At 39.4% G+C, this 26,217-nt stretch carries 19 protein-coding genes, 1 tRNA gene and 1 pseudogene; 9 read left to right on the top strand and 12 right to left on the bottom strand.

Annotated elements, in window-relative coordinates; all coding sequences use genetic code 11:
- Positions 1-71: 71 nt before the first annotated feature.
- A complete protein-coding gene (locus tag BXY_RS14885) occupies positions 72-1,490 on the bottom strand; it encodes an ATP-dependent DNA helicase (RefSeq protein ID WP_015532338.1) in 1,419 nt (472 codons plus the stop codon).
- Between the two features lie 95 nt (positions 1,491-1,585).
- Between BXY_RS14885 and BXY_RS14880 the strand changes: the two genes are divergently transcribed.
- From BXY_RS14880 to BXY_RS14870, 3 genes are read left to right on the top strand one after another with little or no spacing between them, the layout of a single operon-like run.
- A complete protein-coding gene (locus BXY_RS14880) occupies positions 1,586-2,272 on the top strand; it encodes a hypothetical protein (protein WP_004301363.1) in 687 nt (228 codons plus the stop codon).
- Positions 2,272-3,042 (top strand): DUF3822 family protein, encoded by a 771-nt coding sequence (locus BXY_RS14875; RefSeq protein WP_004323629.1) that lies wholly within the window; start codon positions 2,272-2,274, stop codon positions 3,040-3,042. Before BXY_RS14880 ends, BXY_RS14875 begins: the two co-directional genes overlap by 1 nt.
- Positions 3,033-3,566 carry an RsmD family RNA methyltransferase gene (locus BXY_RS14870; RefSeq protein ID WP_015532337.1) on the top strand — a complete coding sequence of 178 codons (534 nt, stop codon included), beginning with the start codon at positions 3,033-3,035 and terminating at the stop codon, positions 3,564-3,566. The genes BXY_RS14875 and BXY_RS14870 overlap by 10 nt, the downstream gene beginning before the upstream one ends.
- Before the next feature lie 24 nt (positions 3,567-3,590).
- Here the strand turns inward: BXY_RS14870 and cls are convergent, their stop codons facing one another.
- From cls to BXY_RS14855, 3 genes are all read right to left on the bottom strand, one after another.
- Complete coding sequence (gene cls, locus BXY_RS14865) at positions 3,591-5,030, bottom strand: cardiolipin synthase (protein ID WP_004301164.1); 1,440 nt, start codon at positions 5,028-5,030, stop codon at positions 3,591-3,593.
- A gap of 132 nt (positions 5,031-5,162) precedes the next feature.
- Positions 5,163-8,084 (bottom strand): TonB-dependent receptor, encoded by a 2,922-nt coding sequence (locus tag BXY_RS14860; RefSeq protein WP_004311007.1) that lies wholly within the window; start codon positions 8,082-8,084, stop codon positions 5,163-5,165.
- Between the two features lie 83 nt (positions 8,085-8,167).
- A complete protein-coding gene (locus tag BXY_RS14855; RefSeq protein WP_004305412.1) occupies positions 8,168-8,572 on the bottom strand; it encodes a hypothetical protein in 405 nt (134 codons plus the stop codon).
- An 80-nt stretch (positions 8,573-8,652) separates the two neighbouring features.
- On the opposite strand from BXY_RS14855, the gene aroB reads away from it, so the two are divergent.
- Positions 8,653-9,714 (top strand): 3-dehydroquinate synthase, encoded by a 1,062-nt coding sequence (aroB, locus tag BXY_RS14850; protein WP_004305415.1) that lies wholly within the window; start codon positions 8,653-8,655, stop codon positions 9,712-9,714.
- Between the two features lie 112 nt (positions 9,715-9,826).
- Here the strand turns inward: aroB and BXY_RS14845 are convergent, their stop codons facing one another.
- The 7 genes from BXY_RS14845 to BXY_RS14815 form a co-directional block, all read right to left on the bottom strand.
- On the bottom strand, positions 9,827-10,696 hold the full coding sequence (locus tag BXY_RS14845) for a helix-turn-helix domain-containing protein (protein ID WP_015532336.1): 870 nt from the start codon (positions 10,694-10,696) through the stop codon (positions 9,827-9,829).
- Between the two features lie 679 nt (positions 10,697-11,375).
- Positions 11,376-12,224 carry a 5' nucleotidase, NT5C type gene (locus tag BXY_RS14840; RefSeq protein ID WP_015532335.1) on the bottom strand — a complete coding sequence of 283 codons (849 nt, stop codon included), beginning with the start codon at positions 12,222-12,224 and terminating at the stop codon, positions 11,376-11,378.
- Between the two features lie 76 nt (positions 12,225-12,300).
- A complete protein-coding gene (locus BXY_RS14835) occupies positions 12,301-13,176 on the bottom strand; it encodes a LysM peptidoglycan-binding domain-containing protein (RefSeq protein ID WP_015532334.1) in 876 nt (291 codons plus the stop codon).
- Between the two features lie 142 nt (positions 13,177-13,318).
- Positions 13,319-14,401, bottom strand: a complete 1,083-nt coding sequence (locus BXY_RS14830) for a hypothetical protein (protein WP_015532333.1) — start codon at positions 14,399-14,401, stop codon at positions 13,319-13,321.
- Positions 14,402-15,382: 981 nt separating this feature from the next.
- Positions 15,383-16,411, bottom strand: a complete 1,029-nt coding sequence (locus BXY_RS14825; protein ID WP_015532332.1) for a phage/plasmid replication domain-containing protein — start codon at positions 16,409-16,411, stop codon at positions 15,383-15,385.
- A 37-nt stretch (positions 16,412-16,448) separates the two neighbouring features.
- Positions 16,449-17,249: a helix-turn-helix transcriptional regulator gene (locus BXY_RS14820; protein ID WP_015532331.1), complete on the bottom strand. Its 801-nt coding sequence runs from the start codon at positions 17,247-17,249 to the stop codon at positions 16,449-16,451.
- 23 nt (positions 17,250-17,272) lie between these two features.
- Entirely contained in the window at positions 17,273-18,517 is a 1,245-nt protein-coding gene (locus tag BXY_RS14815) for a site-specific integrase (RefSeq protein ID WP_015532330.1), read from the bottom strand.
- A 497-nt stretch (positions 18,518-19,014) separates the two neighbouring features.
- Between BXY_RS14815 and BXY_RS14810 the strand changes: the two genes are divergently transcribed.
- From BXY_RS14810 to BXY_RS14800, 3 genes are all read left to right on the top strand, one after another.
- Positions 19,015-19,089 (top strand) — tRNA-Pro (locus BXY_RS14810).
- Between the two features lie 57 nt (positions 19,090-19,146).
- Positions 19,147-20,367, top strand: coding sequence for an S-adenosylmethionine:tRNA ribosyltransferase-isomerase (locus BXY_RS14805; protein ID WP_015532329.1), 1,221 nt, complete (start codon positions 19,147-19,149; stop codon positions 20,365-20,367).
- 44 nt (positions 20,368-20,411) lie between these two features.
- Positions 20,412-20,930 carry an NUDIX hydrolase gene (locus tag BXY_RS14800; RefSeq protein ID WP_004323622.1) on the top strand — a complete coding sequence of 173 codons (519 nt, stop codon included), beginning with the start codon at positions 20,412-20,414 and terminating at the stop codon, positions 20,928-20,930.
- Here BXY_RS14800 and BXY_RS14795 read toward each other — a convergent pair.
- Complete coding sequence (locus BXY_RS14795; protein ID WP_015532328.1) at positions 20,908-21,450, bottom strand: glutathione peroxidase; 543 nt, start codon at positions 21,448-21,450, stop codon at positions 20,908-20,910. The two genes, BXY_RS14800 and BXY_RS14795, sit on opposite strands and share 23 nt — an antisense overlap.
- A 210-nt stretch (positions 21,451-21,660) precedes the next feature.
- Here BXY_RS14795 and BXY_RS14790 point away from each other — a divergent pair, with 210 nt between their 5' ends.
- Positions 21,661-25,986, top strand: coding sequence for a CusA/CzcA family heavy metal efflux RND transporter (locus BXY_RS14790; RefSeq protein ID WP_015532327.1), 4,326 nt, complete (start codon positions 21,661-21,663; stop codon positions 25,984-25,986).
- Positions 25,987-26,048: 62 nt separating this feature from the next.
- Positions 26,049-26,217: pseudogene (locus tag BXY_RS23620) on the top strand (efflux RND transporter periplasmic adaptor subunit); the annotation flags it as partial.

Genomic DNA, 26,217 nt, shown 5'->3' with positions numbered 1-26,217 from the left:
AGTATGAAATCAGTTAGTTTGAAATCAGTTGATTTCAAACTAACTGATTTCATATTTGATATTCCAACCATCTATTCTACCTGCTCTTTCGGATAATTCACCAAATACAGTGTCTTCGTCGCCCGAGTGAAGGCGGTATACAACCACCGGAAATAATCTGGAGTCAAATATTCATCTGTCATATACCCCTGATCTAAAAATACATTCTGCCACTGTCCGCCTTGCGCTTTATGACAGGTTATTGCGTATGCATATTTCACCTGTAAAGCATTGTAATGTGGATCGGCTTTCATCTTTTTCATCCGGTCTCTTTTGTTTGGAATATCTATATAATCCTCAAGTACCGTATAGAACAATCGGTCATTGTCTTCTTTCGACAATGCAGGTGAGTCCGAACGTAAGGTATCCAATAATAGATTCGCATCCAATTCAAAATCATTCTGGTCAGGAAATCTGAGAGTCACTTCCGCAAAGCGAAAACCATACATCTCCCGTGTCTTACGGACACGACGCACGACTGCAATTTCTCCATTGGCAATGAAGTCCATTTCCTTATATTGCTCCGTCCAATAATAATTATTTTTGGCTATCATCAACATATCTCCTGTATTCAGTTCATCTTCCCGCCAAAGGATCTGTGCACGTATTCCGTTATTATATAGGTTCGCGCGTTTATTTGAACGACAAATCACAATCGTCTCATCCATGCCGTCATGTTCATAACAACTGGTAATGGCATCAATCAATTCCGTACCCGGCATCATCTTTATATCAGGAAAACCTGTTATTTTTATTTTAGGTAAAGAATAACAATCATCCTCCGCTATCAGTTGCCTCAACTGCGTGGCATTCCACAATATTCCGGATTCTTGCACCTGCCGAACCACTTGGGTAAGATCAATCTCACGTACTTCAAGTCCATAACCTTTCAATGCATCAGCAAAAAGCGCAGGACTCAACTCCTCACCTACCGGGGGAAGCTGTGCGGTATCTCCCATCAACAAGAGCCGGCAACCTTGTCCCGAATACACAAATTGCACCAAATCATCCAATAAACGTCCTGTTCCAAACATACTGCCCGACAGTCCTTCGTTTGAAATCATGGAAGCCTCGTCGACAATAAACAATGTATTGGTAGCTAAATTGTCATTGATCGAAAAGTTACTAAGCTCATTAGAAAAAGATTGTTGTCTATATATTTTTTTATGAATAGTAAAAGCCGGATGTCCTGCATACGCTGAAAAAACTTTTGCCGCACGTCCTGTAGGAGCCAACAATACAGATTTCTGCTGCAGCTGATCCATCGTTTTCACCAATGCCCCTACCAACGATGTTTTACCAGTACCAGCATACCCTCTTAAGATAAAGACTTCATCTGCCAGTGTGGACAGCAGAAACTCTGAAAGAGATTTTACAGCAATTTCCTGCTCTAAAGTTGGCTGATAAGGAAAATTTTCCTTAATTTGCCTTTCTAAATAGTTATTTATCATTTTTGTACGAGAAAAAAGTTCGAGGAACTATCGTATTTAAATTTATTTATTCTATTTTTGCGATGCGAATATAACAACTAAAAACATAATTTATCATGAAAACAGTATTTAATATTGTATTGGTGCTTTGTGCTGCTGCACTGATTTACATCTGTTACACCAGCATTATGGGTCCTATCAATTTTGAAAACGCAAAAAAAGAAAGAGAAAAAGCAGTCATTGCCCGTTTGATCGACATCCGTAAGGCACAGCAGGAATACCGTTCGCTGCACCGCGGAATGTATGCACCCAAATTAGACACACTGATTGATTTCGTTAAAAATCAAAAATTGCCGTTCGTTATGAAGATGGGAATGTTAACTGACAAGCAATTGGAAGACGGACTGACTGAAAAGAAAGCCATGGCTATCATCGAAAAAGCAAAGAAAACCGGTAGATACGATGAAGTTAAGAAATGGGGACTTGAAAACTTCAAACGTGACACTATGTGGGTAGCTGTATTGGATACTATCTATCCAAAAGGATTCAATGCCGACTCTATGAAATATATTCCTCACGGAAATGGTGCTCAATTCGAAATGAATGTGAAAAATGACACTGCCAAGTCTGGTGCTCCAGTATATTTGTTCGAAGTGAAAGCTCCATACGAAACTTATTTGAGCGGACTTGACAAACAAGAAATCATCAACCTAAAAGACCTGGATTCTAAACTAGGTAAATATAGCGGCTTGATGGTAGGTTCTATCGATACTCCAAACAATGGTGCTGGTAACTGGGAATAATGATTGATTTTACTAAATCAAAACAATATACTTTATCCATCCGTCTTAGTACGGATGGATTTTCTTTTTCTATCTATAACCCGATTCATGACGATTCGCTTTCAATAATAGAGAAAGAGATAGACACATCTCTATCCCTTACAGCCAATCTAAAGGCGGTCTTTCACGAATCGGACTTCCTAAATCATCCTTACAAACGGGTAAATATAATGATGGCAAGCAAGCGTTTTACAATTGCGCCATTAGACTTATTTGAGGAGGGGCAGGCGGAACTTCTGTTTTATCATAATCATCAGAAAAGAGAAAACGAAACGGTGCTCTATAATATTCTAAGAAAGAATAATGTAGCTGTCATCTTCGGCATAGATAAAAGCGCACAGACCTTTTTGAATGAACAATATCCCGAAGCTCGTTTCTATTCTCAATCTACTCCATTCATCGATTATTTTTCTGTAAAAAGCAGACTGGGAAACAGTAAGAAGATGTATGCTTCTGTACGCAAAGACGGCATTGACATCTATTGCTTTGAACGAGGACATCTGCTTCTGGCCAATTCCTTTGAATGTACGCACACAGAAGACCGTATTTACTATTTATTGTACGCCTGGAAACAACTGGAGTTTAATCAGGAACGGGATGAGTTACACCTAACCGGAATACTTCCGGAAAAAGACGTTTTAATGAGTGAATTAAAAAAGTTTATCCTACAGGTATTCATTATGAATCCTGCAACTAATATTGACATGCAAGCCTTATTAACATGCGAGTAATCAGCGGTATTTACAAACGAAGAAGATTTGACGTGCCCCGAACATTTAAAGCACGCCCTACGACAGATTTCGCCAAAGAAAATCTGTTTAATGTACTCAATAACTATATCGATTTTGAAGAAGGAATAATAGCTCTTGATTTGTTTGCCGGGACAGGAAGCATCAGTATCGAACTGGTATCCCGTGGATGCGACCGTGTTATCAGCATTGAAAAAGATCCTGCACATCACTCATTCATCTGCAAAATCATGAAAGAGGTGCAGACAGACAAATGTCTGCCGATACGCGGAGATGTATTCAAGTTTATCAGGAATGGCCGCGAACAGTTCGACTTCATTTTTGCCGATCCTCCCTACGCTTTAAAAGAGTTGGAAACAATCCCCGAATTAATCTTTCAGAATAATCTTCTCAAAGAAGGAGGATTATTGGTATTGGAGCATGGAAAAGATAATAATTTCGAAGAAAATCCACATTTCTTTGAGAGAAGGGTGTATGGAAGTGTGAACTTCTCACTATTCAGATAAGATCCAAATACAATTTCATCCTTATTAAAGTAGCGGAGCCAATAAACGCACGATAGACTCCGCAGCTTTTTGTCTCCACGAACGTCTGCCCCAATTCTTCAAAAAGATCTGTGTACTTTCGCGCTGGTCCTGAAGAAATATTTCTTTCATTTCAAGGGCAGTTTCTACGTCATACATAAAAGCATTCACCTCAAAGTTATGCTCAAAGCTACGGAAGTCAACATTGGTAGAGCCTACAGTGGAAAGCATATCATCTGAAACCATCAGCTTAGAATGTAGAAAACCTTTCTTATAAAAATAGACTTTAACACCTGCCTGCATCACATCTGCCAAATAAGAACGCGATCCAAGATGAGTTATCCAGTTATCTGCACGTTCCGGTAACATCAAGCGTATATCCACCCCAGACAATGCTGCTGTTTGCATAGCTGCTAATATTGGTTCTGTAGGCAAAAAATAAGGTGTTTGCATATAGAAATATTTTTTTGCACTGGTAATGGCAACAGTCAATCCCTGCATGATTTCTTTCCATGGCCCGATAGGCTCACTCGTGACAATCTGCACTAAAGAACTTCCGCAAGAGTCAATCTTCGGAAAATAACGGGAAGCGGTTATCAACGTACGGTCTACAAAATACCAATCAAGCAAAAAAGCTGTTTGTAAACCATGCACTGCCTTGCCTTCCAACATGATATGCGTATCGCGCCAAATCCCCCAAGAAAAGCCACGCATATAACGTTCTGCCAGGTTCATTCCCCCAACGAAGCCCACGCGTCCGTCAATAACGACAATCTTTCTATGGTTACGGTAATTCACCCTACTGGTAAATAAAGGAAAACGTACTTTCAAAAAGCTCCTGACTTCGATACCGGCATTGCGCATTTCTTCAAAAAAACGGTTAGGTACATGCCAGCAACCTACATCATCATAGATAACCCGTACTTCAACCCCGTGAGAAGCTTTTTCTATCAGCACATCCCTGACCATACGCCCGATAGCGTCATCTTCAAAGATGTAATATTCCATGTGGATATGCTGCTTCGCTTTTTGCAGTTCACGCAACAATGATTGAAGTTTGGTATATCCTTCGGTATAGACTGCCACACGGTTCCCCTCAAATGGAAACGCTTGATTCGTTTGCTGGAAAAGCTGAATAAGACGGGAGTATTCATAAGGAACGTCCGAACAATCCTGTGCGAGATATTCGGCCATTGGTTTCTTCAATAAGCGGTCGTAGCTTTTTTGCCCAATGATACGTTCGCGACGTTGACTCCGCCCAAAGAAAAAATAAAAGACAAGTCCGACAATAGGAAGGAAAAGTAATATGAGTATCCATGCCATGGTTTTAACCGGATTCCGGTTGTCAAGAATGATGATGACAATCGTACCGATAATGGCTCCAAAATAAAGAATATCAAAAGCCACTGTTGCTATCTGACTAAGCATATAGTTCCAATCAATCATAGGAATCTCCTTTCATACGGATACTAAACAACAAATATAGAGTAAATTCTCGGATTAACAAAGAAGTCCCGGCAACAACATTGAATCGTTGTGCCGGGACTTCCTGTTTTTATTTAAACCTATTACTCTGCTTTAGTGTGGTCTGCCACCTCCAAAGCCACCACGCGGGCCACGAGGTCCACCACCATCAAAACCGCCATGACGCATATTGCCGCGAGCTTCTTTATTTCCAAAAACATTCAGACGATAAGAGAAACGAAGCATGCAGTAGCTATTAATTCCGTTATATTCAGAAACAGAACGCATATCGGCTGTTAACGAACGGCTGATATTAGATTGCTGCCGCAGAATATCATATACTTCAAAACTGATGGTTGCGGCATTACCTTTCAGGAAGTTTTGGGCAATCTGTGCATTCCAAATAAGTTCATTCTTATTCATACTGGCATCACGATAACCACGACGAGCGTTATTAGTGATATTGGTAGACAACGTCATACTCCAAGGTAAAGAGATATTAGTACTTGCACCATAACCAAATGTATAGGGTTCTTGATTGTTTTCCGGACGCAGTTGATTTCGCTCAAAGTTATAGTTGATTGAACCATTCAAGGTAAATTCAAACCAGTCGTTACGGAAAGTTCCATTCAAATTCTCTCCGAAAGTCAGTGTCGTACTAGTGTTCTTGTCATTTATTTTAGTATCGTCATTAAAAAGATAAGAAACCGCATTGGTATAATTAGCACGGGAGAAAGAATTTATGGTAAACCGCTTATCTCTCAATGCAGTATTGAATCCAAACATTCCCATCGCATTCCAGTTTCCGTTGATATTCTCCGGTTTAACAGTCACTCCACCAGTACTCTGATTATAAGTAGTGGCATTAGTAATGCTATTTTGAGTCATATTCAAGTTTGCATGAGCCATCATGCCACGCTGTTTATCTGCATTATAAGTATTATAAAACAAACGCATAGAATGAGAGAAAGAAGGTTTCAATCCCGGATTACCCTTACGGATATTCAACGGATTAGAGTCATCAGTTACATCAAGCAAATTTTCCATACTCGGCTGGCTTGCACGTCCCCGATAGGTAAAGCGCAACTGGCTGACTTTAGAAAATCTGTAACGAAAATCAACGTTAGGAGCAAAATTGAACACATTTCTTTTTACTACAGTATCTACTTCGGCTTTCTTATAATCCAATCTGGTGTTCTGCGGTTGCAAAGATACTCCAAAGTTCAATCTATATTTCTCGCGGATAATATTTAGTCCTGCATTAATATCATGGTTATAATATTTATATTGAGCATACTTACTCAAATCTCTATCTTTATTCTCTTCATATCCTACAGGCAGGCCATCACCAAAATTCCAAAACCAATCCTGTCCTTTATCTGCATCAGGAATCAAGCTGTATGTACTTCTATCACTTTCACTATATTTATATTGAAATTTATAGCGGAACTGTAAGAAGGTAGCTCTCGCAATCGGTTCGCTATAAGTCAGTTCGGCAGTATAATCATAATTCTTGGTTGGAGAAGTAGTATATTGTTTACGCTCATCATCTTCTTTTTTTGCATTATCATCAAAATAACGCGTCAATGATTCACTAAACTGTTCGCTGTCATTATCCCCATAACTAAATGTACCACGGAAAGTGATGTTTCGTCCCTGATTATTCAATCTACGATTCACTTGCAAAGAAGCATTTGCAGAGAGATTCTGCCCTTCAGATTTTGATTCACTATTACTGGCGTTGACACGAATAGCTTCTAAAGGATCATCCGTACTTCCCCAGAAAATCTTATTCAAAAACTCATTAGGATTAGACACCAAATTAAATGGATCTCCATTAAAAGTACCCGATTCGGAAATAGAATAACTGTTAGACTTTCCATAAGAAACATTCGGACGGAAAATGATATTTGTCAATGTGTCCGGTTTCCACTCCAACCGAAAGTCTGCATTAAAGTTCGTATTCTTATTGCGGCCCTTACTGTTCGAATTTGAATAAGAATTTCCATTTTGCAGGAAACGTTCCGAGTAGTTTGTAGATGTTGCATCCCGATCACTGAAATTATAACGGGCACTACCTCCCAGTTCCAATTTTTCAGTCTGGGTAGCAAAGTTAGCCCCTAACATCTTGGTAGCAGTCAAACCATTGCTGTTCCGGAAACGAGGTCCGCCACCTCCACCGGAGAATCCCTGATCGTTCACATTATTAGCAGAACCGATTAAAGAGAATTGGCTATTATCGACAAAACGATTCAACATCAAGTTGCTTCCGTAACGATCTTCTGTACCACCGGCAACACTTGCATTACCAAACCAACCTTGATTCATACCTTTCTTCACTTTCAGGTCAAGAACAGTTTCTTCTTCTCCGTCATCTATTCCGGTAACACGTGCCAAATCAGACTTTTTATCGTATGTTTTCAGTTTGTCGATCATGTTGACCGGTAAGTTCTTCAATCCGGTTTTCACATCACCACCAAAGAACTCTTTACCATCCACCATAATCTTCTTTACTTCTTTACCATTGATTTTGACGTTACCGTCATCGTCTATTTCTGCTCCCGGAAGTTTCTTCACCAACTCTTCGAGCATCGCCCCTTCGGGAGTACGGTAAGCTGTTGAGTTATATTCCAGCGTATCTTCTTTCACGACCACCTGCGGAGCTTCAGCAGTAATCACCGCTTCCTTCAGCATGACAGCATCAGGGTCCAATGTAATGGTTCCCAATTTTTTATCAGTGGCGTTAGCAGATAATTGTACCGGTACGAGCTTGGTTCGGAATCCAATATAGGAAACTTTCAACACATATTTTCCGGCTTTTACTTTGGGGAGAGTAAACCATCCCTGGTTACTACTGGCTATACCGGCGGCATAAGCGCTATCGGGTAATGACAACAATTGAACTGTAGCCTGCGCTGCGGGCTCTTTAGTATCGGATTCCACCACACGTCCCGAAACGGTAATAACCTTATTCTGTGCAAAAATTGAGAAGGTGCATAGCAACATCAGCACCAACCCTGCTGAAAATCTTTTCATTTACCTTATTTACGATTATATTAGTAGCAATAACAATGTCTTTTTGACAAATCGAATCGTAAAAGGTTTAATTGAAAAGAAAATTATCTTTTAAAGAATCGATCAACAAGCGCTTTTTTCAGACCAAACTCCAGACAAAGCACATTAAAAACCAGAAAAGTAAGGAAAGAGGAAGTATCGACGTTTATCACATCTCCTTGCATAACACGCCACAACATACCACCAAAGACGAACAAGAATGTCAAAAAGATAGCATTACGAACAGCCGAATTCCGGATTTGCTCCGTTTCACGGCTTTCATTCTTACTCAATGCAAAGATTATCAACAAGCATCCTGCCATCATCAACAACTTTGTACATTCTTTATAAAACAGCAAATTAGTATCAGTTACTACTCCCTGCATCACCAAAATAAAAGGGATAAACAGAGCTACCAACAAGACAACATATCCTAAAGGACGACAATATACAGGTAATAATGCTTTCATGATTAAACGTTTTAATGAGACAAAAGTAAGTAAAAAAAGATATTTTATATACATTTGCAGAGTAAAAAAGCAAAAGAATCATGAGTAAACAAGAAGTTATTCTCTGCGAAAGCTTGGAAACGAGCCTCGGTCGTGCCATTGAGCTATGTCCGCATGACAAATTATTCGTCCTCACAGACGAGCATACCCAGCGTCTTTGTCTCCCCTCTCTAAAGGAATCGGGGCTGTTGAAAGATGCTGTAGAAATCTGTATCGGAGCAGAAGATGTGCATAAAACTCTGGAAACACTCGCTTCCGTCTGGATGGCATTAAGCACTCAAGGGGCTACCCGCCACTCTTTACTTATCAATCTTGGAGGAGGGATGGTGACAGATCTCGGAGGTTTTGCCGCAGCTACATTCAAACGGGGCATTTCCTATATCAATATACCAACCACTCTGCTCGCTATGGTGGACGCATCAGTGGGGGGTAAAACAGGAATCAACTTCAACGGACTGAAAAATGAAATCGGTGCTTTCGCTCCGGCAAACAGTGTATTGATTGAAACTGAATTCCTACGCACATTGGACACACACAATTTCTTCTCCGGATATGCTGAAATGTTGAAGCACGGTTTGATTAGCAATACGGCACATTGGGCAGAATTGCTCAATTTCGATTCCTCTAGTATTGATTATGCAGCTCTCAAACAATTGGTAGGTCAATCGGTACAAGTGAAAGAAGATATTGTAGAACAGGATCCCTTCGAACATGGAATCCGCAAAGCATTAAATCTGGGACACACCGTAGGACATGCGTTCGAAAGTATGGCACTGGCAGAAAACCGTCCTGTATTACATGGATATGCAGTAGCTTGGGGAATTGTGTGCGAACTGTATCTTTCTCATCTCAAAGTAGGTTTCCCGAAAGAGAAAATGCGGCAAACGATCCAGTTTATCAAGGATAATTATGGTGTATTTACTTTCGACTGCAAGAAATATGACCAACTGTATGCATTTATGACGCATGATAAAAAGAATACTTCAGGTACTATCAATTTCACCTTACTAAAAGATATTGGAGACATTTGCATCAATCAGACTGCCGATAAGGACACTATCTTCGAAATGCTCGACTTCTATCGCGAATGTATGGGAATTTAATCCATCCTACATCAGATATACCACATAGTAAAAGGGAATGAAATAGACTTCATTCCCTTTCTCTTCCCAATCCCTATAGATATTATTGCCTATTGTGAGGCAATTGTCCGCACTATTGTTCTAAGTTACTCATTCGATATTGTGAAAGCGACATTCCTGTATGCTTTCTAAAAAAACGTCCAAGCGACGATTGATTCGCAAAGTTCGTTTTAATCGCTATTTCCTGAATGTTCAGGCTTGTGTTTTTCAACAAAGCCTTGATTTCTAATATGATGTATTCAACAATCCAGTCTTTAGCAGACTTCCCGCTTGTCTCCTTAATTACCATAGTCAGGTATTTGGAAGTAATACACAGTTTATCCGCATAAAAAGCCACATCCTTATTCTCCTTAAAATGCTTCATGATAAGCCCAAAGAATTTATTAGCCAACTCTTCTTTACGGGTATCCCTGCGGGCAGTCATCAAGGTCGATTCCTTTTGATAAGCATTGAACAGTTCCAGATACAGATACCTCAACAAATGAATAATCAGCTCACGCCTATATATATCTTGAGAGGTAACTTTATCTTTTATCATACCCAGATAATTATACATCCGGGGAATATCGCGTTCTGACTGCGGATACCAGTAATGAGTCCGCATGTAGAAAAAGAAATGCGGAGAAAATCTGGGCACACCACTTAACGCATCACTAAACAGTGAAGTAGATATAACCATCGTAACGGTCGAGAAATCTTCACTTGGCTCACTAAATGAGACAAATTGTCCGGGTAATAATATAATCAATTCCTCCGGTTGTATCCAATGTACATCTTCATGCACTGTAATTTTGGCCTTTCCACCTAAACAATATATAATCAAAGCTGATTGATTATTAGAAGGATAAGAAGTCAAAGGAAGATACTTCAGATTCTGATAAAATTTAAAATCGTCACCCAAGACGTATATCTCTAATGTCTCTCTATTTTTAATGTCTAACATTTAACACCTTTCTAAACTAAGTCTTTTTACAAATGTATAACTTCCTAATTTACCACGCACCAAAAATGGAAATATAGTATCATACTAAGGAAGTCAAACACCTTTTATTTGCATTAATTTATAAACAAACTCTCTGATTGTTAGTTCATTTATCATTTTCCTATTTCGTTTTATTATAGACTGACCTGTTTTTTATAGTGTTTTTAGGACAAGAAAAGGATTAATGCTTTCAAATGAAAAATAAGCAGATTGTTTTCTAATTCAAGCAAAATTAAAGAAATGTACTTTTATATCACATAAGAGGCAATCAAAAAAACTACTAACTCATTGAAATAAAGATTTGTATGTTCACAAGAAAGACTAATAATCAGAATAATAGCTATAAATCGGCACAATTCATACTAGAAAAATCAACGGATTATTTGCTAATTAAAAATTAATCTGTACTTTTGCATCCGCAATTCGGGGTGTAGCTCAGCCCGGTTAGAGTACGCGTCTGGGGGCATTGAAATGAGTAAAAGATTTTCATCATGCAATCATATATAAAACAAGGAGTTAGATAGTTATCTAGCTCCTTTATTTTTATACCGATTAAAATTCGATTAAAGTTTTCGGGATATTTAGTCCAAACTAAAGCAAATTGCAGTGTAAAATCTCTTTTGCGTTCTTCGTGTTTTTATCACATTAAATACCTTACCACAGACTCCCAATTTGGAAACCGTTCAGAACCGAACAATATAAGCTCACCTTTAAAATCGGCAGCACCATTCTTTTTCCTGTCATCTATTAAATAGTCCCCTGCATTCAAGTTTTTGTGGTGCGACAAGATCAAACGTTTATAGCATACTTCACCCAAATAACGCTTCACCCATTCTAACTTGTCAGACCATGCACTTGGGTTATCCCATGGAGCTGTTGATAAAATGTAAATGTCGTATTTGTCTTTTAAACGATTCATGGCATCTATTGCCCCTTCATTGGGTTGCATTTTTGCAAATATATTAGGGACTTCATCATAACACCCCGCATATCGGCTTTTTAAATCCTCATTTAAGGCGTCTATGCCCGATTGGAAGTTTACCAATACATTATCCATATCTACATATAAAACTTTCTTATTTGAGCACCGTTCGAGGTACTCCAACGCTTCTTTATATGTTTCCAACTTCCAATGTGCCTTACCATTCAAACGGGTTACATCCATATTATCTTTTAGGTCTTGTATTTTAACCTTTGTAGCCAAGCGATTAGTAGAGACACGTTCAATAAACGCTTTATAATCTTCACCCTCTTCTTTAGTCAGACATTTTAAAGCCTCCAGTAGCCTGTCATCCAACCCTTCCGTTTTTAAATCCTCAAATGTTATAGATGTATCTTCTACAACATCATGCAACAATGCTACTATCTTTTCATCCTCTGTTTGACAGTGTAAAGCAACTCTGACTGGATGCAATATATACGGACTGCCACCTTTGTCTAACTGTCCAATATGAGCCTTATAGGCAATATTTAAAGCTTTGTTCAACATATTTCTATTGACATAAAATTAATCAGAATTAGAGATTCTGCATTACTCTCCTCACAAAAATAATTCAAAACATTTTTCATCTACTAATACGTAAAGCCTGCCCTTCTCTCAACACTGTTGTTATTTTTACACGATTTAACTTACAAATTGTGTCTATAGAAACCCCTAATTTTTCTGCTATATCTTGGATTTTATCTCCATTCTTTACTTTATAGTATCTTATTTTTTGCTCATTTCTTTCCTCTACTGGTTTTATTCTACTTTTATGCACATATCCTTTGATTCCTTTTGCAGTTTGCACAATATACCAATTATCATTTGTTTCCCAATAAGTGAATACTTCCCTATCCACAATTTTACCTATAATTTCCGAATTTACACTATTTGACTTACGGATATTTGTATAGCCATCCGAATCAGTTATCACCCCCTTGCGCAATTGAGTGGACAATTCATTCACTGTTTCTACTTTATTTTTTATAGGAACAATGGACGAAATCATATAAGTTTTAGGAAACACTATAATAATTCCAACAGAACTCTCGACTTCTTTATAAGAATTGACACCGTAGTTATTTGCATAAAGACTTAATTTTTTCTTGGTAGTAACCACAACATCCATTCTTGAAATCCTGTCTATACCTTTGTAAATATAGGCTCCTTCACCACCATTGGAATATTTTATATGCAAATTCACCTTGTCTCCTTTTACATTCACAAATATATCATAATAATTCAAGGAACTATCGTATGCAATTTCTAATCCTGTAACTTTTATACGAGTATTTGTATCTGGCATAAAATAAGCCTCATCGTAATTGCAGAAACGTACCTTTCCATTTAACTCTGTTTTTACGCCAATTCCTAATTGTTGAGCTTGGACAGTTTTAATGGAACTTATAAAAAAGAACATTACAGACATTCCTACTGATAAAATAAAATTCCTTTCCATAATAATGCATTATTAAAAAATTTTGAACATATCATACATCTAACATTCTATTATTCTCCCTTTTTCTTTCGTACCATAGGAATATTTTCAAGTAAATTACTATAGCCTACCCAACGTACTACAGCCTAATACGTTATACAATTTATTCATATATTGAATATAACTCAATTTTTTCTTTGTTAGAAATATTCGAATATTTTTGGGCAACTACAGATATAAGCTCTCCATCTAATTCCTGTATTTCAATTAGGTATCGTCCCTTCTTTAGCAAGGCAATATTAGCCTCTATGACCTTCTCCGCCTTTTGGCTAACCTTACCACTCCCCCAACGAGTATATAAAACTTTTCCTTTTTTCAATACTATTTCTCGAGTTAACGTACAAACAATCAAATTTGGGGAAAATCTATCAGTTAGGAACATCTTTCCATTAATTAGTTTTGCACCATTGTTATTTTTAGCTTGATATTTGTATTCATTTCTATTAAACTCATCTAGATATTCAATATTTTCAGCTACTTTCACATCATTTATTTTAAGAATTTTCACAACCTTATTTGAATCTATGCAAGCCATATACCTAACAGCAAAATTCGTCTCTGAATCCCAACTATATCGCCCGGCACCCTTCTTCTCGAAAAATTCCTTCTTAAAAGAATTTCGCAAACTGTCTTGAACGCTCGCTTTAGTACTTTGCCAATATGAATATAGTTCATTTAGTTTATCTTGCAATCTATTTCTTTCTTTTATCTTAATGCTCCTTTCTTCTCTTTCTTTTCGTCTTTCAGGAGTATCTTTCATTGGATAAATAGATAAACTCCCCGAACCACTTATGTGAATTTCAATCAATTTATCCTTTTCAAAATAATTATCTTGGGATTGTCCAAAGTTATTCAGAAAATGACTTAATTTGGTACGAGTCATTACAATTACTTTGGACATATCATCTATTTCAAATCCTGTATATTTATACCAACCATTCTCAGTTCCTTTATAACTAAGACTTAACCTATACCTTATAAAACCGTATTTAAAATCAATTCCATAAGAACCTAGTTTACTTGAATAGCTTATTTCGAGGGATTCTCCTCCATATATTGGTCTGCCTGTATAGGGATTAGGACAGAGATAATTAGAATATTCAAACGACCTTACAGATGTCGATTCTTGGGCAGACATAGCAACAGTCACTATGACCATTGCGATAAACAACAAAATTCTTTTCATAATATCACAGATTTGATTTCCCTAGCCCCAACAAGAAAGGTTTGTATAAAAAGAAAGCGTGAGGCTGTTAGGATTATCTGTTTTAGAGGTTCTGGACAAACCTATCACACGAGATAAAACGACACCCCACGCCAAACTGTATATATCATTTGAGTATGTATATACGGCTAGCATGAACGTTTGTATCGCCAATCCCCGTGTGATTCGAAATTGTCCAGATTCCTAAAAACGGGATAAAGCTAAACGCTTCCATAATTAACTATGTCCACCAAACAGGGGTAAACCTGTATGATGCGACAAATATAGTCAAAATTCCACGTCCTACAAACGTTTTTCGGGGTGTCATGGAACAAATTTATATAAAACTTGATACCCAACAAGGATTTAGGGAAAGAACTTCGATGAGACTTCCCAAACCTCTGATATCACTTTTGTCAATGAGACGTCGCTATTAGCCTCATCACTATGCCTTTCCCCTACCTTTTCACTACATATCTACCCCAATCCATTCTATTTTAATCCTATATGACATTCTCATATTACCGCCTGTCCCCTATCCTACCCCTAGCTTGTTACATCATTTTACAGGTATCATTCAACCAATGTGGACATTCTACACCCTCATTCTTTTTTATGATAACTTGAAAATGGAACATCGACTCTTAGCAATAGCCTCATCACATACTTAATCATAGAGGTTCGTTTTAGAGCGGTATTAGCATTTTATTCCCATACCGAGTAAATTATACATTTGAAGAATGAAAATGGCAATACGCTTCCAATAGAGATGAGAGAAGATATATACGCAGGACAATAGCCTGCGTATATTGACGAAAGAGGACTTTGATATATTTCATATATCTAGTCCTCCTTTTATTTTTATGACCTCTCATAATAGTCTTTTATAGAAGAATTACCCCTAATCAAACACTATTCCCCCAGCCATTAGAAGTTTATCTCGCATAGAACCTAATAGAGAGCTTATTTGACCGAAGCACTATCTTTCCGCACATCATAAGCATCGGGGGAGTTTTCGAACTTATCCGTTAGATATGCTTCAATCTTATCTGTCAGTTCTTGCATCAACTCTGTCTTTCCCATAGTACCACTAAAGTGCTTCATAGCTCCTCTAATTTTATCCTGTATTCTTTTATGATATTGTCTATCCTGTCCATCCTTTTTATTGCCATTCGATTCGCCAAGACTCCGCTCTCTGACAGAGAAACGCCCTTTTACAAAAGAAGGAAGCCCAACAACACTATGAGCAATACAAATACACCACTCCTCAAAATCACTCAGCGTTTTTATCTGTTCAAAAGACACATCAAAAAGCTTATCCGATATTATACCTATTTCGTCATAGGAGTAGAGCCACTCGGATACCAACCTCCAAAATATATCTTTATCATACAAGTCTTTCGCTTTTAACTGATGACCGAACATCCGCCTGATTGCCTTTTTACCAAAACATATCTCGTATCTTAATAAATTCCGTTCCACACTTGTAGAGAAAGCACCGGAAGTATTCTTCTGATTTTTCCTTTTCTTACGCACTTCCTTGGACTTATCATAGAAGCGTAACAATACCCCATTAGAAGGAAAATAGGTAGTTCCTTTCCACTTATTAGGGCAACATTCCCCCAAACTTTGCATTTTAGAGATATAAAATTCAGGGGGACGAGACATTTCAAAGTTTTCAGCCATATCCACCCGTTCCACATCAGCCTTTATCATAGGAACACCCAAATCCTTGCCCAACTGCTTGATAGCCTTTTCAACTTGTGACAAGGTTAAAGAATCAAGATTAGTACCTCTGAAATATTTAGAGAGGCTCCCACTGACTTTGACGTGTTTTGCCGTTACAGTAACGCGTAACCCGTTTATATGTCCAGAGCCACCTTCAAATGGCTTGTACTCACTGATTTGGTCAATCTTATTAAAGACAGACCTCCAATCGTATTTATCGCCTATATCCTCTTTTAGAAGTTTTAAAACTACTGTGTCATACATAACTGATTATTTTAAATGTATACAAATACCACTACTTTTATAGGTTATTATAGATATACTTGGAAGCCAACTCCGATTCTTTGCGTTTTATAAACTCATCTTTCGTTTCCTGTTTCCGAGCTGTCAGCCATTCTACAATTTCATCACGTTTGAATACCAATTTACGCCCATTAGTGCCGGAACGATGACACGGTATTTCTTTTGTGCGAGTCCACTTATAAATCGTATCCTTGGCATAGCCTGTCAATTCACAACAAATACCAAGACCAAATATCTCCGGATAATCTTCTATCCGTTTTAATGGTCTACTAGACGTCTGCGACTCACTTTTAGGGGTATCACAGACCATACCCAACATACTACAAACAATATCCCGTAATGACATTATCGGAGCCAATACCAAATACTCCCATTCTTTCCGCAAAAACTCCATGTCATGATAAAAACATGCACTTTCTACAGCATCCTGATGATGTTCATTTATAAAACCATACTTTGCAATAGATTCATATAAATAATCTACTGACAGTGCAATTTTACCAGACTTCAACAAATAATTTTCTTCATGATAAATATCATCCAACTCTTGAGGTGTTATTGCCAATTTACTTCGATTAAAAGCAATCACCCTTTCTTCATAAACGGATATAAAATAGCCATCCTTCCATTTAGCAACCATATCATCTATATCTTTCAATGCTTGCCGAAGTTTACCTTTATCCCCATTCGTTAAATTCTCAACATAAAGATAGAGTCTCTTTTCTGACAGTGCTGTTACTTCCCCTTTAAGAAGTTTACCTATCAATTGCTCCAAAGGTGTTTTTAGCGTTAAAATCATATCAAATAAGATTTAATAAATTATTATAATAACATTGCAACTCTATCCAAAACATTTTGTGACAAACTATCCAAATATGTCATGGTGGTTTTAATGTCACGATGTCCCAATACTGCGCTAATTGTTTCGCGGGAAACGTCATTACCCTGCAACGTCATAGCCATCGTATGACGACTCACATAGGTGGTAAGATTCTTCTCAACACCTAATATCTTACCTAATTTCTTCAGGTTATTATTAAGGCGTTGATAACGGGTACGTATATGATCATACAGTTGCTCCCCGTCATAATCCTTCGTTATTATAGGCAAAAGATAATCTCCTACTAAAGAAGTATTTTGTTTAAACCACTCCAATATATCTTTCAAGGCAGGGGTAACAGGTATTATTAACGGCTTCATGTTCTTGACATTCTTCGTCTTTTCCCGTTTATAAACAATATGTCCTATCCCTTCCGATACAACTATATTTTCAGTCGTAAGCTTTGCCATATCAACAAAACTCATCCCATAACAATAATAGGAAAATAAAAACAGCATACGGGCACGCTCCAAGACAAAATTCGTTTGGGGCGAATTCTTTAAAAGTTCCAAATCCTTTGGCTGTAAATAGCGTTTCTCTGTTTCTTCCTCCAAACAACCTATTTCAAAACCATTTTTACCAAACAGATAGGTTCTTGATGAGGCTTCATGCTCCTTTATTGCCCTGTTCATAACCGCCCGTAATGTTTTAAGGTAATATTTACGGGTATTGCCACAGCACCCGTCTTTTTCCATTTCCAAATTAAAACGATTGATATATTTTATATCCAATTCTGAAAATACCCGTTCCTTAATCTTCGGGTCATACTTTGCCAACATGCGTAGAGTTCGCTCATAAACCTTTGCATTTCCAATATGTTTTGTAGCTTTCAAATTCTCAACCTGCCTCATAAAGTAGTCATAAACCTTTCCCTGCCTTGACATACCCAGAAATTCCGATTCAAACTGATTCAAAGTCCAATCTACACGCTCTTCCAAAAACTTCCTTAGGATAGTATTTTTTCGGTCTTCATAATGACTCAACAGCCCATTATATAATTCATAATTAGGATTGACACGCTTATCATTCTTAAAGCGGCAAGTATCTTCATTCCACTGCCCCTCTAATGATGATAATTTTAAATCAATGTACTTGAGCTTACCTTTTTTAGACACTCTTAAACATACAGGGTAACTCCCGTCTTTTCTTTTGTTGCTTTTGTACAACACAAATTTAACTGTTGCCATACTCTTCTTTCTTTTAATAAAATTAATCCTTTAAATAGCAACGAAATTATTTACGAACTTCTCTAAAGTTCAGATACAAAGATACAAAATTCCGATGATTAAAGACGATTAAAGTTACCCCATTAACTTTAATTTCTAAAGACAAATCCGTAATTAATTCGGGAACCTCGTTCACACTTTAACTTTCATTAAAATTCAAGGCTATTATAGTTCACAAATAAAGAACTAAAACCGATTAAAGTTTTATTAAAGTTTTTTCGGCTAATTGATATGAACTAATCCCACAACTCAGCCATTTTGCATAAACTGGAAAATGCAATATGGAATTAAATATAAATCCATAACATCTTTTTATTTTGCCTCTACCAACAAACAAAACAATCCCATAATCTACTAATAACCAGACGATAGCACTAAATAGTAAATTTATAATAGAAGAAATTTCACACTATTTATTTGCTAATTAAAAATTAATCTGTACTTTTGCATCCGCAATTCGGGGTGTAGCTCAGCCCGGTTAGAGTACGCGTCTGGGGGGCGTGTGGTCGCTGGTTCGAATCCAGTCACCCCGACTGGTTAAAGAGGTTAGAAACCGAATGGGTTCTAACCTCTTTTTATTTTAGAAAACAATGAAAGAAGATCCTAGACATATCCATATCAGTGAATACAGTTATCCTCTTCCGGATGAACGTATTGCTAAATTCCCGTTGCCTACCCGCGACCAGTCCAAACTCTTAATATACCGTCGTGGAGAAGTTAGTGAAGATGTTTTCACTTCTTTGCCGGAATATCTGCCGCAAGGCAGTCTGATGATATTCAATAATACAAAAGTCATTCAGGCACGCCTCCATTTTCGAAAAGAGACGGGAGCACTGATCGAAGTGTTTTGTCTTGAACCGATTCAGCCAAACGATTATGTCTTGAATTTCCAACAGACAGCACATGCCGCCTGGCTTTGTATGATCGGCAATCTGAAGAAATGGAAAGACGGACAATTGAAACGCGAAATGACCGTCAAAGGATTCCCTATTACCCTGACCGCTACCCGAGGAGAATGTAAAGGAACCAGCCATTGGGTAGATTTTGCATGGGATAATCCGGAAGTGACGTTTGCCGATATCCTTGAAGTATTCGGAGAACTTCCTATTCCTCCTTACTTAAACCGGGATACGGAAGAAAGTGACAAGGAGACTTATCAGACTGTTTATTCTAAGATTAAAGGTTCGGTAGCTGCGCCTACGGCGGGATTACATTTTACTCCACGAGTATTGGATGCACTTCAAAAGAAAGGGATTGATCTTGAAGAATTAACCCTACATGTAGGAGCAGGCACATTCAAACCTGTAAAAAGTGAAGAAATCGAAGGTCACGAGATGCACACGGAATATATATCGGTCAATCGGAGTACCATCAAAAAACTGATTGACCACGACGGTTGTGCTATTGCAGTAGGGACTACTTCTGTACGGACTCTGGAAAGCCTGTATCACATTGGAGTTACATTGGCTGAAAATCCGTATGCTACGGAAGAAGAACTACGTGTCAAACAATGGCAGCCTTATGAAAAGTACGACCAGATTCCTCCCGTTGTTGCGCTGCAAAAGATATTAGGATATCTCGACAGGAATGGTTTGGAAACCCTTCACACCAGTACACAGATTATCATAGCACCGGGATACAATTATAAAATAGTGAAAGCGATAGTTACTAATTTCCATCAGCCGCAAAGTACCTTGCTGCTTTTAGTTTCAGCTTTTGTAAAAGGGAATTGGCACACAATTTATGATTATGCACTGGCGCATGATTTCCGATTCCTAAGTTATGGAGATTCTTCTTTATTAATACCATAAGAAATCCTCCTCTCCGAAAGATTTTACGCAATATAAAAGACACTATGCCAAGCGATAATAACCAGGAAATGTTCCCTATCGTAGACGAACAGGGAAATATCACCGGAGCCGCCACTCGCGGAGAATGTCACAGCGGTAGCAAACTGCTTCATCCGGTAGTTCACCTTCACGTATTCAATGCCCAAGGAGACATCTACTTACAGAAACGCCCCGAATGGAAAGACATTCAACCGGGGAAATGGGATACGGCTGTGGGCGGACATATTGATTTGGGCGAAAGCGTAGAAATCGCCCTAAAGAGAGAAGTCCGTGAAGAATTGGGCATCACAGACTTCACCCCCGAGCTTCTCACCAGTTATGTTTTTGAATCCAGCCGTGAAAAAGAGCTTGTTTTTGTCCACAAAACCGTTTATGAGGAAGAAATCCATCCCAGCGACGAACTGGACGGTGGACGATTTTGGAAGATCGAAGAAATAAAAGAAAATCTGGGTAAAGGAATCTTCACTCCCAACTTCGAAGAAGAGCTGAAAAAAGTATCTCTTATTCCTTCTCTATCCAAGTAATAATCTTTTCAGAGAACGGACTTTCTTTCGGAGACACAACTCCCGCCCAACGTCCGTTCTCATCAATCATAAACTTCTGAAAATTCCACTGAACCGGTGCGTTTTCTTTTCCATTCTGTTTTTTCTCCGTCAACCATTGGTAAAGAGGAGCCATATCTTTTCCTTTAACGGAAATCTTAGCCATCATCGGAAAAGTAACATCATAGTTCAAAGAACAGAACTTGGCTATTTCCTCATTACTACCCGGTTCTTGTCCCATAAAGTTATTCGCCGGAAAACCGATAACAACAAAGTCTTTTTCTTTATATTTCTCATATAGTTTCTCCAGTTGAGCATACTGGGGCGTCAGCCCACACTTAGATGCCACGTTGACTACCAGCACTTTCTTACCTTTCAGTGAAGAAAGAGAAAAGTCCTTACCATCAATAGTTTTCACTGTAAAATCATAAAAAGACTTGTTTTGCGCTTCCGAAGAAATTGCAAACAACAGGCTTACCATCATCAAGACGAATGTTTTCATGCTGAATATACATTTAGTTTGTTTTTATATTAAACGAGTAAACTGAAAGAAATGTTTGTTCAGCAGTGAAACAAGAACTATGATTTTACATCTTTCAATTCCCAAATCCGTCACTTCACCCCACAATCTTTCCGCTTCATTTATTCTTAGTGATAACGGATGAAGATAGGTAGTAATTTTGTATCGTGAAATAATAATACAACGAAAGTCATGTTTACAGCTATTGTACGTTTTTCAATCAAGAAGAAACTATTTGTAGGACTCACTACTCTCTTCCTGTTTATCGGAGGTATCTATGCGATGCTGACACTACCTATTGATGCCGTGCCCGACATTACCAATAATCAGGTACAAATAGTGACCGTATCTCCTACACTCGCGCCACAAGAGGTGGAACAACTCATCACTATGCCTATCGAAATAGCGATGAGCAATATTATGAATGTCGAAGATATCCGTTCTGTCAGCCGCTTCGGGCTATCGGTCGTAACGGTCGTTTTTAAAGAAAGTGTCCCCACACTCGATGCACGGCAGTTGATAAATGAACAAATACAAAGCGTAACAAGCGAAATTCCCTCCGAGCTCGGAACACCGGAGATGATGCCCATCACCACCGGTCTGGGAGAAATTTACCAGTATATATTGAAGGTAGCTCCCGGATATGAGAAGAAATATGACGCAATGGAACTCCGCACCATTCAAGATTGGATGGTGAAACGTCAGTTGTCCGGTATCCCCGGTATAGTAGAAATCAATAGTTTCGGCGGTTACCTGAAACAATATGAAGTAGCCGTCGACCCGGACGCCCTGTTTTCTTTGAATATCACTATCGGCGAGGTGTTCGAAGCACTTAGCAGCAACAACCAAAATACCGGCGGAAGTTACATTGAGAAAATAAAGAATGCCTACTATATCCGGTCGGAAGGTATGATTACCCGCATCAAGGATATTGAACAGATTGTAGTGACCAACCGGAATGGGATTCCGGTACATATCAGTGATGTAGGAGTTGTCCGCTTCGGTTCTCCAAAGCGTTTCGGTGCCATGACAAAGGATGGTGAGGGCGAGTGTGTCGGTGGAATTGCCATGATGCTGAAAGGTGCCAACGCAAATGTAGTGACTCAAGAACTCGAAAAACGGGTAGAAAAAATACAGCAGCTATTACCCGAAGGAGTCAGTATAGAACCTTACTTGAACCGTTCGGAACTGGTAAACCGGAACATCTCTACGGTTGTCAACAACCTGATTGAAGGAGCGGTTATCGTCTTCCTTGTACTCATCCTCTTCCTCGGCAACCTCCGTGCCGGACTGATTGTAGCATCCGTCATCCCGCTGGCAATGCTCTTCGCTTTTATCATGATGCGTGTATTCAATGTCACCGCCAATCTAATGAGTCTAGGTGCCATTGACTTTGGTATTGTAGTAGATGGCTCTATCGTTATCTTGGAAGGTATCCTCGCCCACATTTACGGAAAACAATTCCGAGGCCGCACACTGACCCGCAAAGAGATGGACAAAGAAGTGGAAAAAGGAGCTTCCGGCGTTGCACGTTCCGCCACCTTTGCAGTGTTGATTATCCTTATCGTCTTCTTCCCCATCCTTACATTGAACGGGATTGAAGGGAAATACTTCACCCCCATGGCCAAAACACTTGTGTTCTGCATTATCGGAGCCTTAATTCTTTCACTGACTTATGTTCCTATGATGACCTCCCTCTTTCTGAAGCATACCATTATTGTGAAACCCACCCTTGCCGACCGCTTCTTCGAGAAATTGAACAAGATCTACCAGCACACCCTGCGCGCCTGTCTTCGTCACAAATGGCGTACCGTCATCGTAGCCTTCTCTGCGCTGATCGGTTCACTTTTTCTCTTTACCCGCCTGGGAGCAGAATTCATTCCTACTTTGGACGAAGGAGATTTTGCCATGCAAATGACACTACCCGCAGGAAGTTCGCTGACCGAAAGTATCGAAGTATCCCGCTTGGCAGAGAAAGCATTAATGGATAAATTCCCTGAAATCAAACATGTTGTAGCCAAAATAGGAACGGCGGAAGTTCCCACTGACCCGATGGCGGTGGAAGATGCCGATGTGATGATTATCATGAAACCATTTAAAGAATGGACAAGTGCCGGAAGCCGTGCAGAAATGGTGGATAAAATGAAAGACGCACTTGCTCCGCTCTCCGAACGTGCCGAATTCAACTTCTCGCAACCGATACAGCTTCGCTTCAACGAGCTGATGACGGGAGCAAAAGCAGATATTGCCATCAAATTATATGGAGAAGACACGCACGAATTATATGAAAGAGCCAAAGAAGCAGCTACCTTTGTAGAAAAAGTGCCGGGAGCAGCGGATGTCATCGTTGAGCAGACGATGGGATTACCTCAATTGGTAGTGAAATACAACCGTGGCAAAATAGCCCGTTACGGCATCAACATACAAGAGCTTAACACCATTATCCGAACTGCCTATGCCGGAGAGTCAGCAGGTGTAATCTTTGAAAACGAGCGGAGATTCGATCTCGTGGTCCGGCTTGACCAGGAGAAAGTGGCCGACTTGAATCTTGATAAGTTGTTTGTACGCACTTCGGAAGGAATTCAAATCCCTGTTGGAGAGGTAGCAAGCATCGACCTTGTCAGTGGACCACTGCAAATCAACCGGGATGCAACCAAACGGCGCATCGTCATCGGTGTCAATGTGCGTGACGCAGACATCCAGCAAGTTGTCGCCAATATTCAAGAGACATTGAACAAGAACATCAAACTGAAGCCGGGATATTACTTCGAATACGGCGGCCAGTTCGAAAACTTGCAAAATGCCATCAATACCTTACTGGTGGTCATCCCCGTAGCATTAATGCTCATTCTATTGATTCTGTTCTTCGCATTCAAGAACATCACCTATACCCTGATGGTATTCTCAACCGTCCCCCTATCGCTCATCGGTGGTATCGCCGCACTTTGGCTACGCGGACTTCCGTTTAGCATATCGGCCGGAGTAGGATTCATCGCTTTGTTCGGGGTGGCAGTATTGAATGGTATCCTGATGGTAAATCACTTCAACGAACTTCGTAAACAAAATACCTATTCCATGACTACAAACCAGATTATCAAAAGAGGGACTCCACACTTGCTCCGTCCTGTATTCCTGACAGGACTGGTTGCATCTCTGGGATTCGTCCCGATGGCAATAGCCACTTCAGCCGGCGCAGAAGTACAACGTCCGTTGGCAACAGTGGTCATCGGTGGCTTGATAATTTCTACCGTACTGACTTTACTCATCATTCCGGTGTTTTACAAAATTGTAAATTCATTTGCTACCTGGAGACGTCCGGGAATCAAACTGCGCTGGCCTTTCGGGGGATTGTGTCTCCTGTTCTTGTTTCTTCCCGCGTTCGTTTCCGCTCAACAGACACAAACAGTCAGTCTCGAACAGGCGATAGAAATAGCCAAACAAAATCATCCTCGCCTGAAAATAGCCAATAATGCTATTCAACAAGCCAAAGCCACTCGCGGAGAAGTGATAGAAGCAACGCCTACCTCGTTCAGCTATTCCTGGGGTCAACTTAACGGAGAAAACAAAAAAGACAAGGAACTGACTTTCGAGCAAAGCCTGGGCTCCCTTCTAACGCCATTCTATAAGAATGCGTTAGTCAACCGTCAGGTAAAAACGAACACCTATTATCGGCAGATGGTAAAGAAAGAAATCACAGCAGAAGTGAAAAGGGCGTGGGCCTACTACCAATATGCCACTAATCTCTGTTCAATGTATCGGGATCAGGATAAAATGGCAGAAGAACTGCAGCGCATCGGAGAATTACGATACCAACAAGGAGAGATTACCTTGCTAGAGAAAAATATGATGACCACCATAGCTGCCGATCTGCATAACCGCTGGTTCCAAGCAAAAGAAGAAGAGAAAATGGCATTGGCACGTTTCCAATGGAGTTGCTACTCCAACGATCCCATTGTTCCGGTGGATTCCACTTTATCCTTATTCTATACCGGCATTTCGGATGGAAACCTGTCGGGAGCACATACTGCCTACTTTCAAAGCCAGGCAGATGAAGCGAAAGCAATGCTCCGTGTAGAGCAGAGCCATTTCTTTCCTGAAATCAGTGTGGGGTATACACGTCAGGACATTCTCCCACTTAAGAATCTGAATGCCTGGATGATCGGGGTTTCTTTCCCCATCTACTTCCTACCACAAAAGAGCAAAGTGAAGCAGGCACGGCTAACTGCTACTTCAGCGCAAATACAGGCAGATGCCAACATCCGGGAGTTAAGAAATAAGACACTCGAACTGGAAGCATCCCTTCGCAGATATAATGAGAGTTTACGATATTATACCTCTTCTGCCTTGAAAGAAGCGGATGAACTGACAAAGGCAGCCAACCTGCAATTGCAGCAGAGCGAAACAGGCATTGCCGAATATATACAGTCGATTACCACCGCCAGAGAGATACGCAGAGGCTATATTGAAACAGTCTACCAATACAATATTGCTGCACTGGAATATGAACTTTTCAAGTAGGTGGAAAATCGAGACATTGAATGAGATACATCACCCTGAATAATTATTATAAAACATAAGATATGAAAAAAATAGTTTATCCCATCCTTTTACTAGTTCTAACGGCTTGCAAAGGAAACCAGCAAACTACAAATAACGAATCCGCCGCAATTCCCGTTGCCGAAACGATAGCAGATACCATCGCACAACCCGAAGTGGATGCCATCACTTCAGCTACCTCAAAGCCTAATC

Origin of the sequence: Bacteroides xylanisolvens XB1A (assembly GCF_000210075.1) — a bacterium.
Classification (GTDB): Bacteria; Bacteroidota; Bacteroidia; order Bacteroidales; family Bacteroidaceae; genus Bacteroides; species Bacteroides xylanisolvens.
Note: the sequence above shows the minus strand (reverse complement) of the source record. Positions and strands in the feature narration are given on the sequence as shown.

Bases quoted from the DNA above. Each gene is read 5' to 3' on its own strand.
- BXY_RS14885 (WP_015532338.1), bottom strand. From the start codon at position 1,490: ATGATAAATAACTATTTAGAAAGGCAAATTAAGGAAAATTTTCCTTAT.
- BXY_RS14880 (WP_004301363.1), top strand. From the start codon at position 1,586: ATGAAAACAGTATTTAATATTGTATTGGTGCTTTGTGCTGCTGCACTG.
- BXY_RS14875 (WP_004323629.1), top strand. From the start codon at position 2,272: ATGATTGATTTTACTAAATCAAAACAATATACTTTATCCATCCGTCTT.
- BXY_RS14870 (WP_015532337.1), top strand. From the start codon at position 3,033: ATGCGAGTAATCAGCGGTATTTACAAACGAAGAAGATTTGACGTGCCC.
- cls (WP_004301164.1), bottom strand. From the start codon at position 5,030: ATGATTGATTGGAACTATATGCTTAGTCAGATAGCAACAGTGGCTTTT.
- BXY_RS14860 (WP_004311007.1), bottom strand. From the start codon at position 8,084: ATGAAAAGATTTTCAGCAGGGTTGGTGCTGATGTTGCTATGCACCTTC.
- BXY_RS14855 (WP_004305412.1), bottom strand. From the start codon at position 8,572: ATGAAAGCATTATTACCTGTATATTGTCGTCCTTTAGGATATGTTGTC.
- aroB (WP_004305415.1), top strand. From the start codon at position 8,653: ATGAGTAAACAAGAAGTTATTCTCTGCGAAAGCTTGGAAACGAGCCTC.
- BXY_RS14845 (WP_015532336.1), bottom strand. From the start codon at position 10,696: ATGTTAGACATTAAAAATAGAGAGACATTAGAGATATACGTCTTGGGT.
- BXY_RS14840 (WP_015532335.1), bottom strand. From the start codon at position 12,224: ATGTTGAACAAAGCTTTAAATATTGCCTATAAGGCTCATATTGGACAG.
- BXY_RS14835 (WP_015532334.1), bottom strand. From the start codon at position 13,176: ATGGAAAGGAATTTTATTTTATCAGTAGGAATGTCTGTAATGTTCTTT.
- BXY_RS14830 (WP_015532333.1), bottom strand. From the start codon at position 14,401: ATGAAAAGAATTTTGTTGTTTATCGCAATGGTCATAGTGACTGTTGCT.
- BXY_RS14825 (WP_015532332.1), bottom strand. From the start codon at position 16,411: ATGTATGACACAGTAGTTTTAAAACTTCTAAAAGAGGATATAGGCGAT.
- BXY_RS14820 (WP_015532331.1), bottom strand. From the start codon at position 17,249: ATGATTTTAACGCTAAAAACACCTTTGGAGCAATTGATAGGTAAACTT.
- BXY_RS14815 (WP_015532330.1), bottom strand. From the start codon at position 18,517: ATGGCAACAGTTAAATTTGTGTTGTACAAAAGCAACAAAAGAAAAGAC.
- BXY_RS14805 (WP_015532329.1), top strand. From the start codon at position 19,147: ATGAAAGAAGATCCTAGACATATCCATATCAGTGAATACAGTTATCCT.
- BXY_RS14800 (WP_004323622.1), top strand. From the start codon at position 20,412: ATGCCAAGCGATAATAACCAGGAAATGTTCCCTATCGTAGACGAACAG.
- BXY_RS14795 (WP_015532328.1), bottom strand. From the start codon at position 21,450: ATGAAAACATTCGTCTTGATGATGGTAAGCCTGTTGTTTGCAATTTCT.
- BXY_RS14790 (WP_015532327.1), top strand. From the start codon at position 21,661: ATGTTTACAGCTATTGTACGTTTTTCAATCAAGAAGAAACTATTTGTA.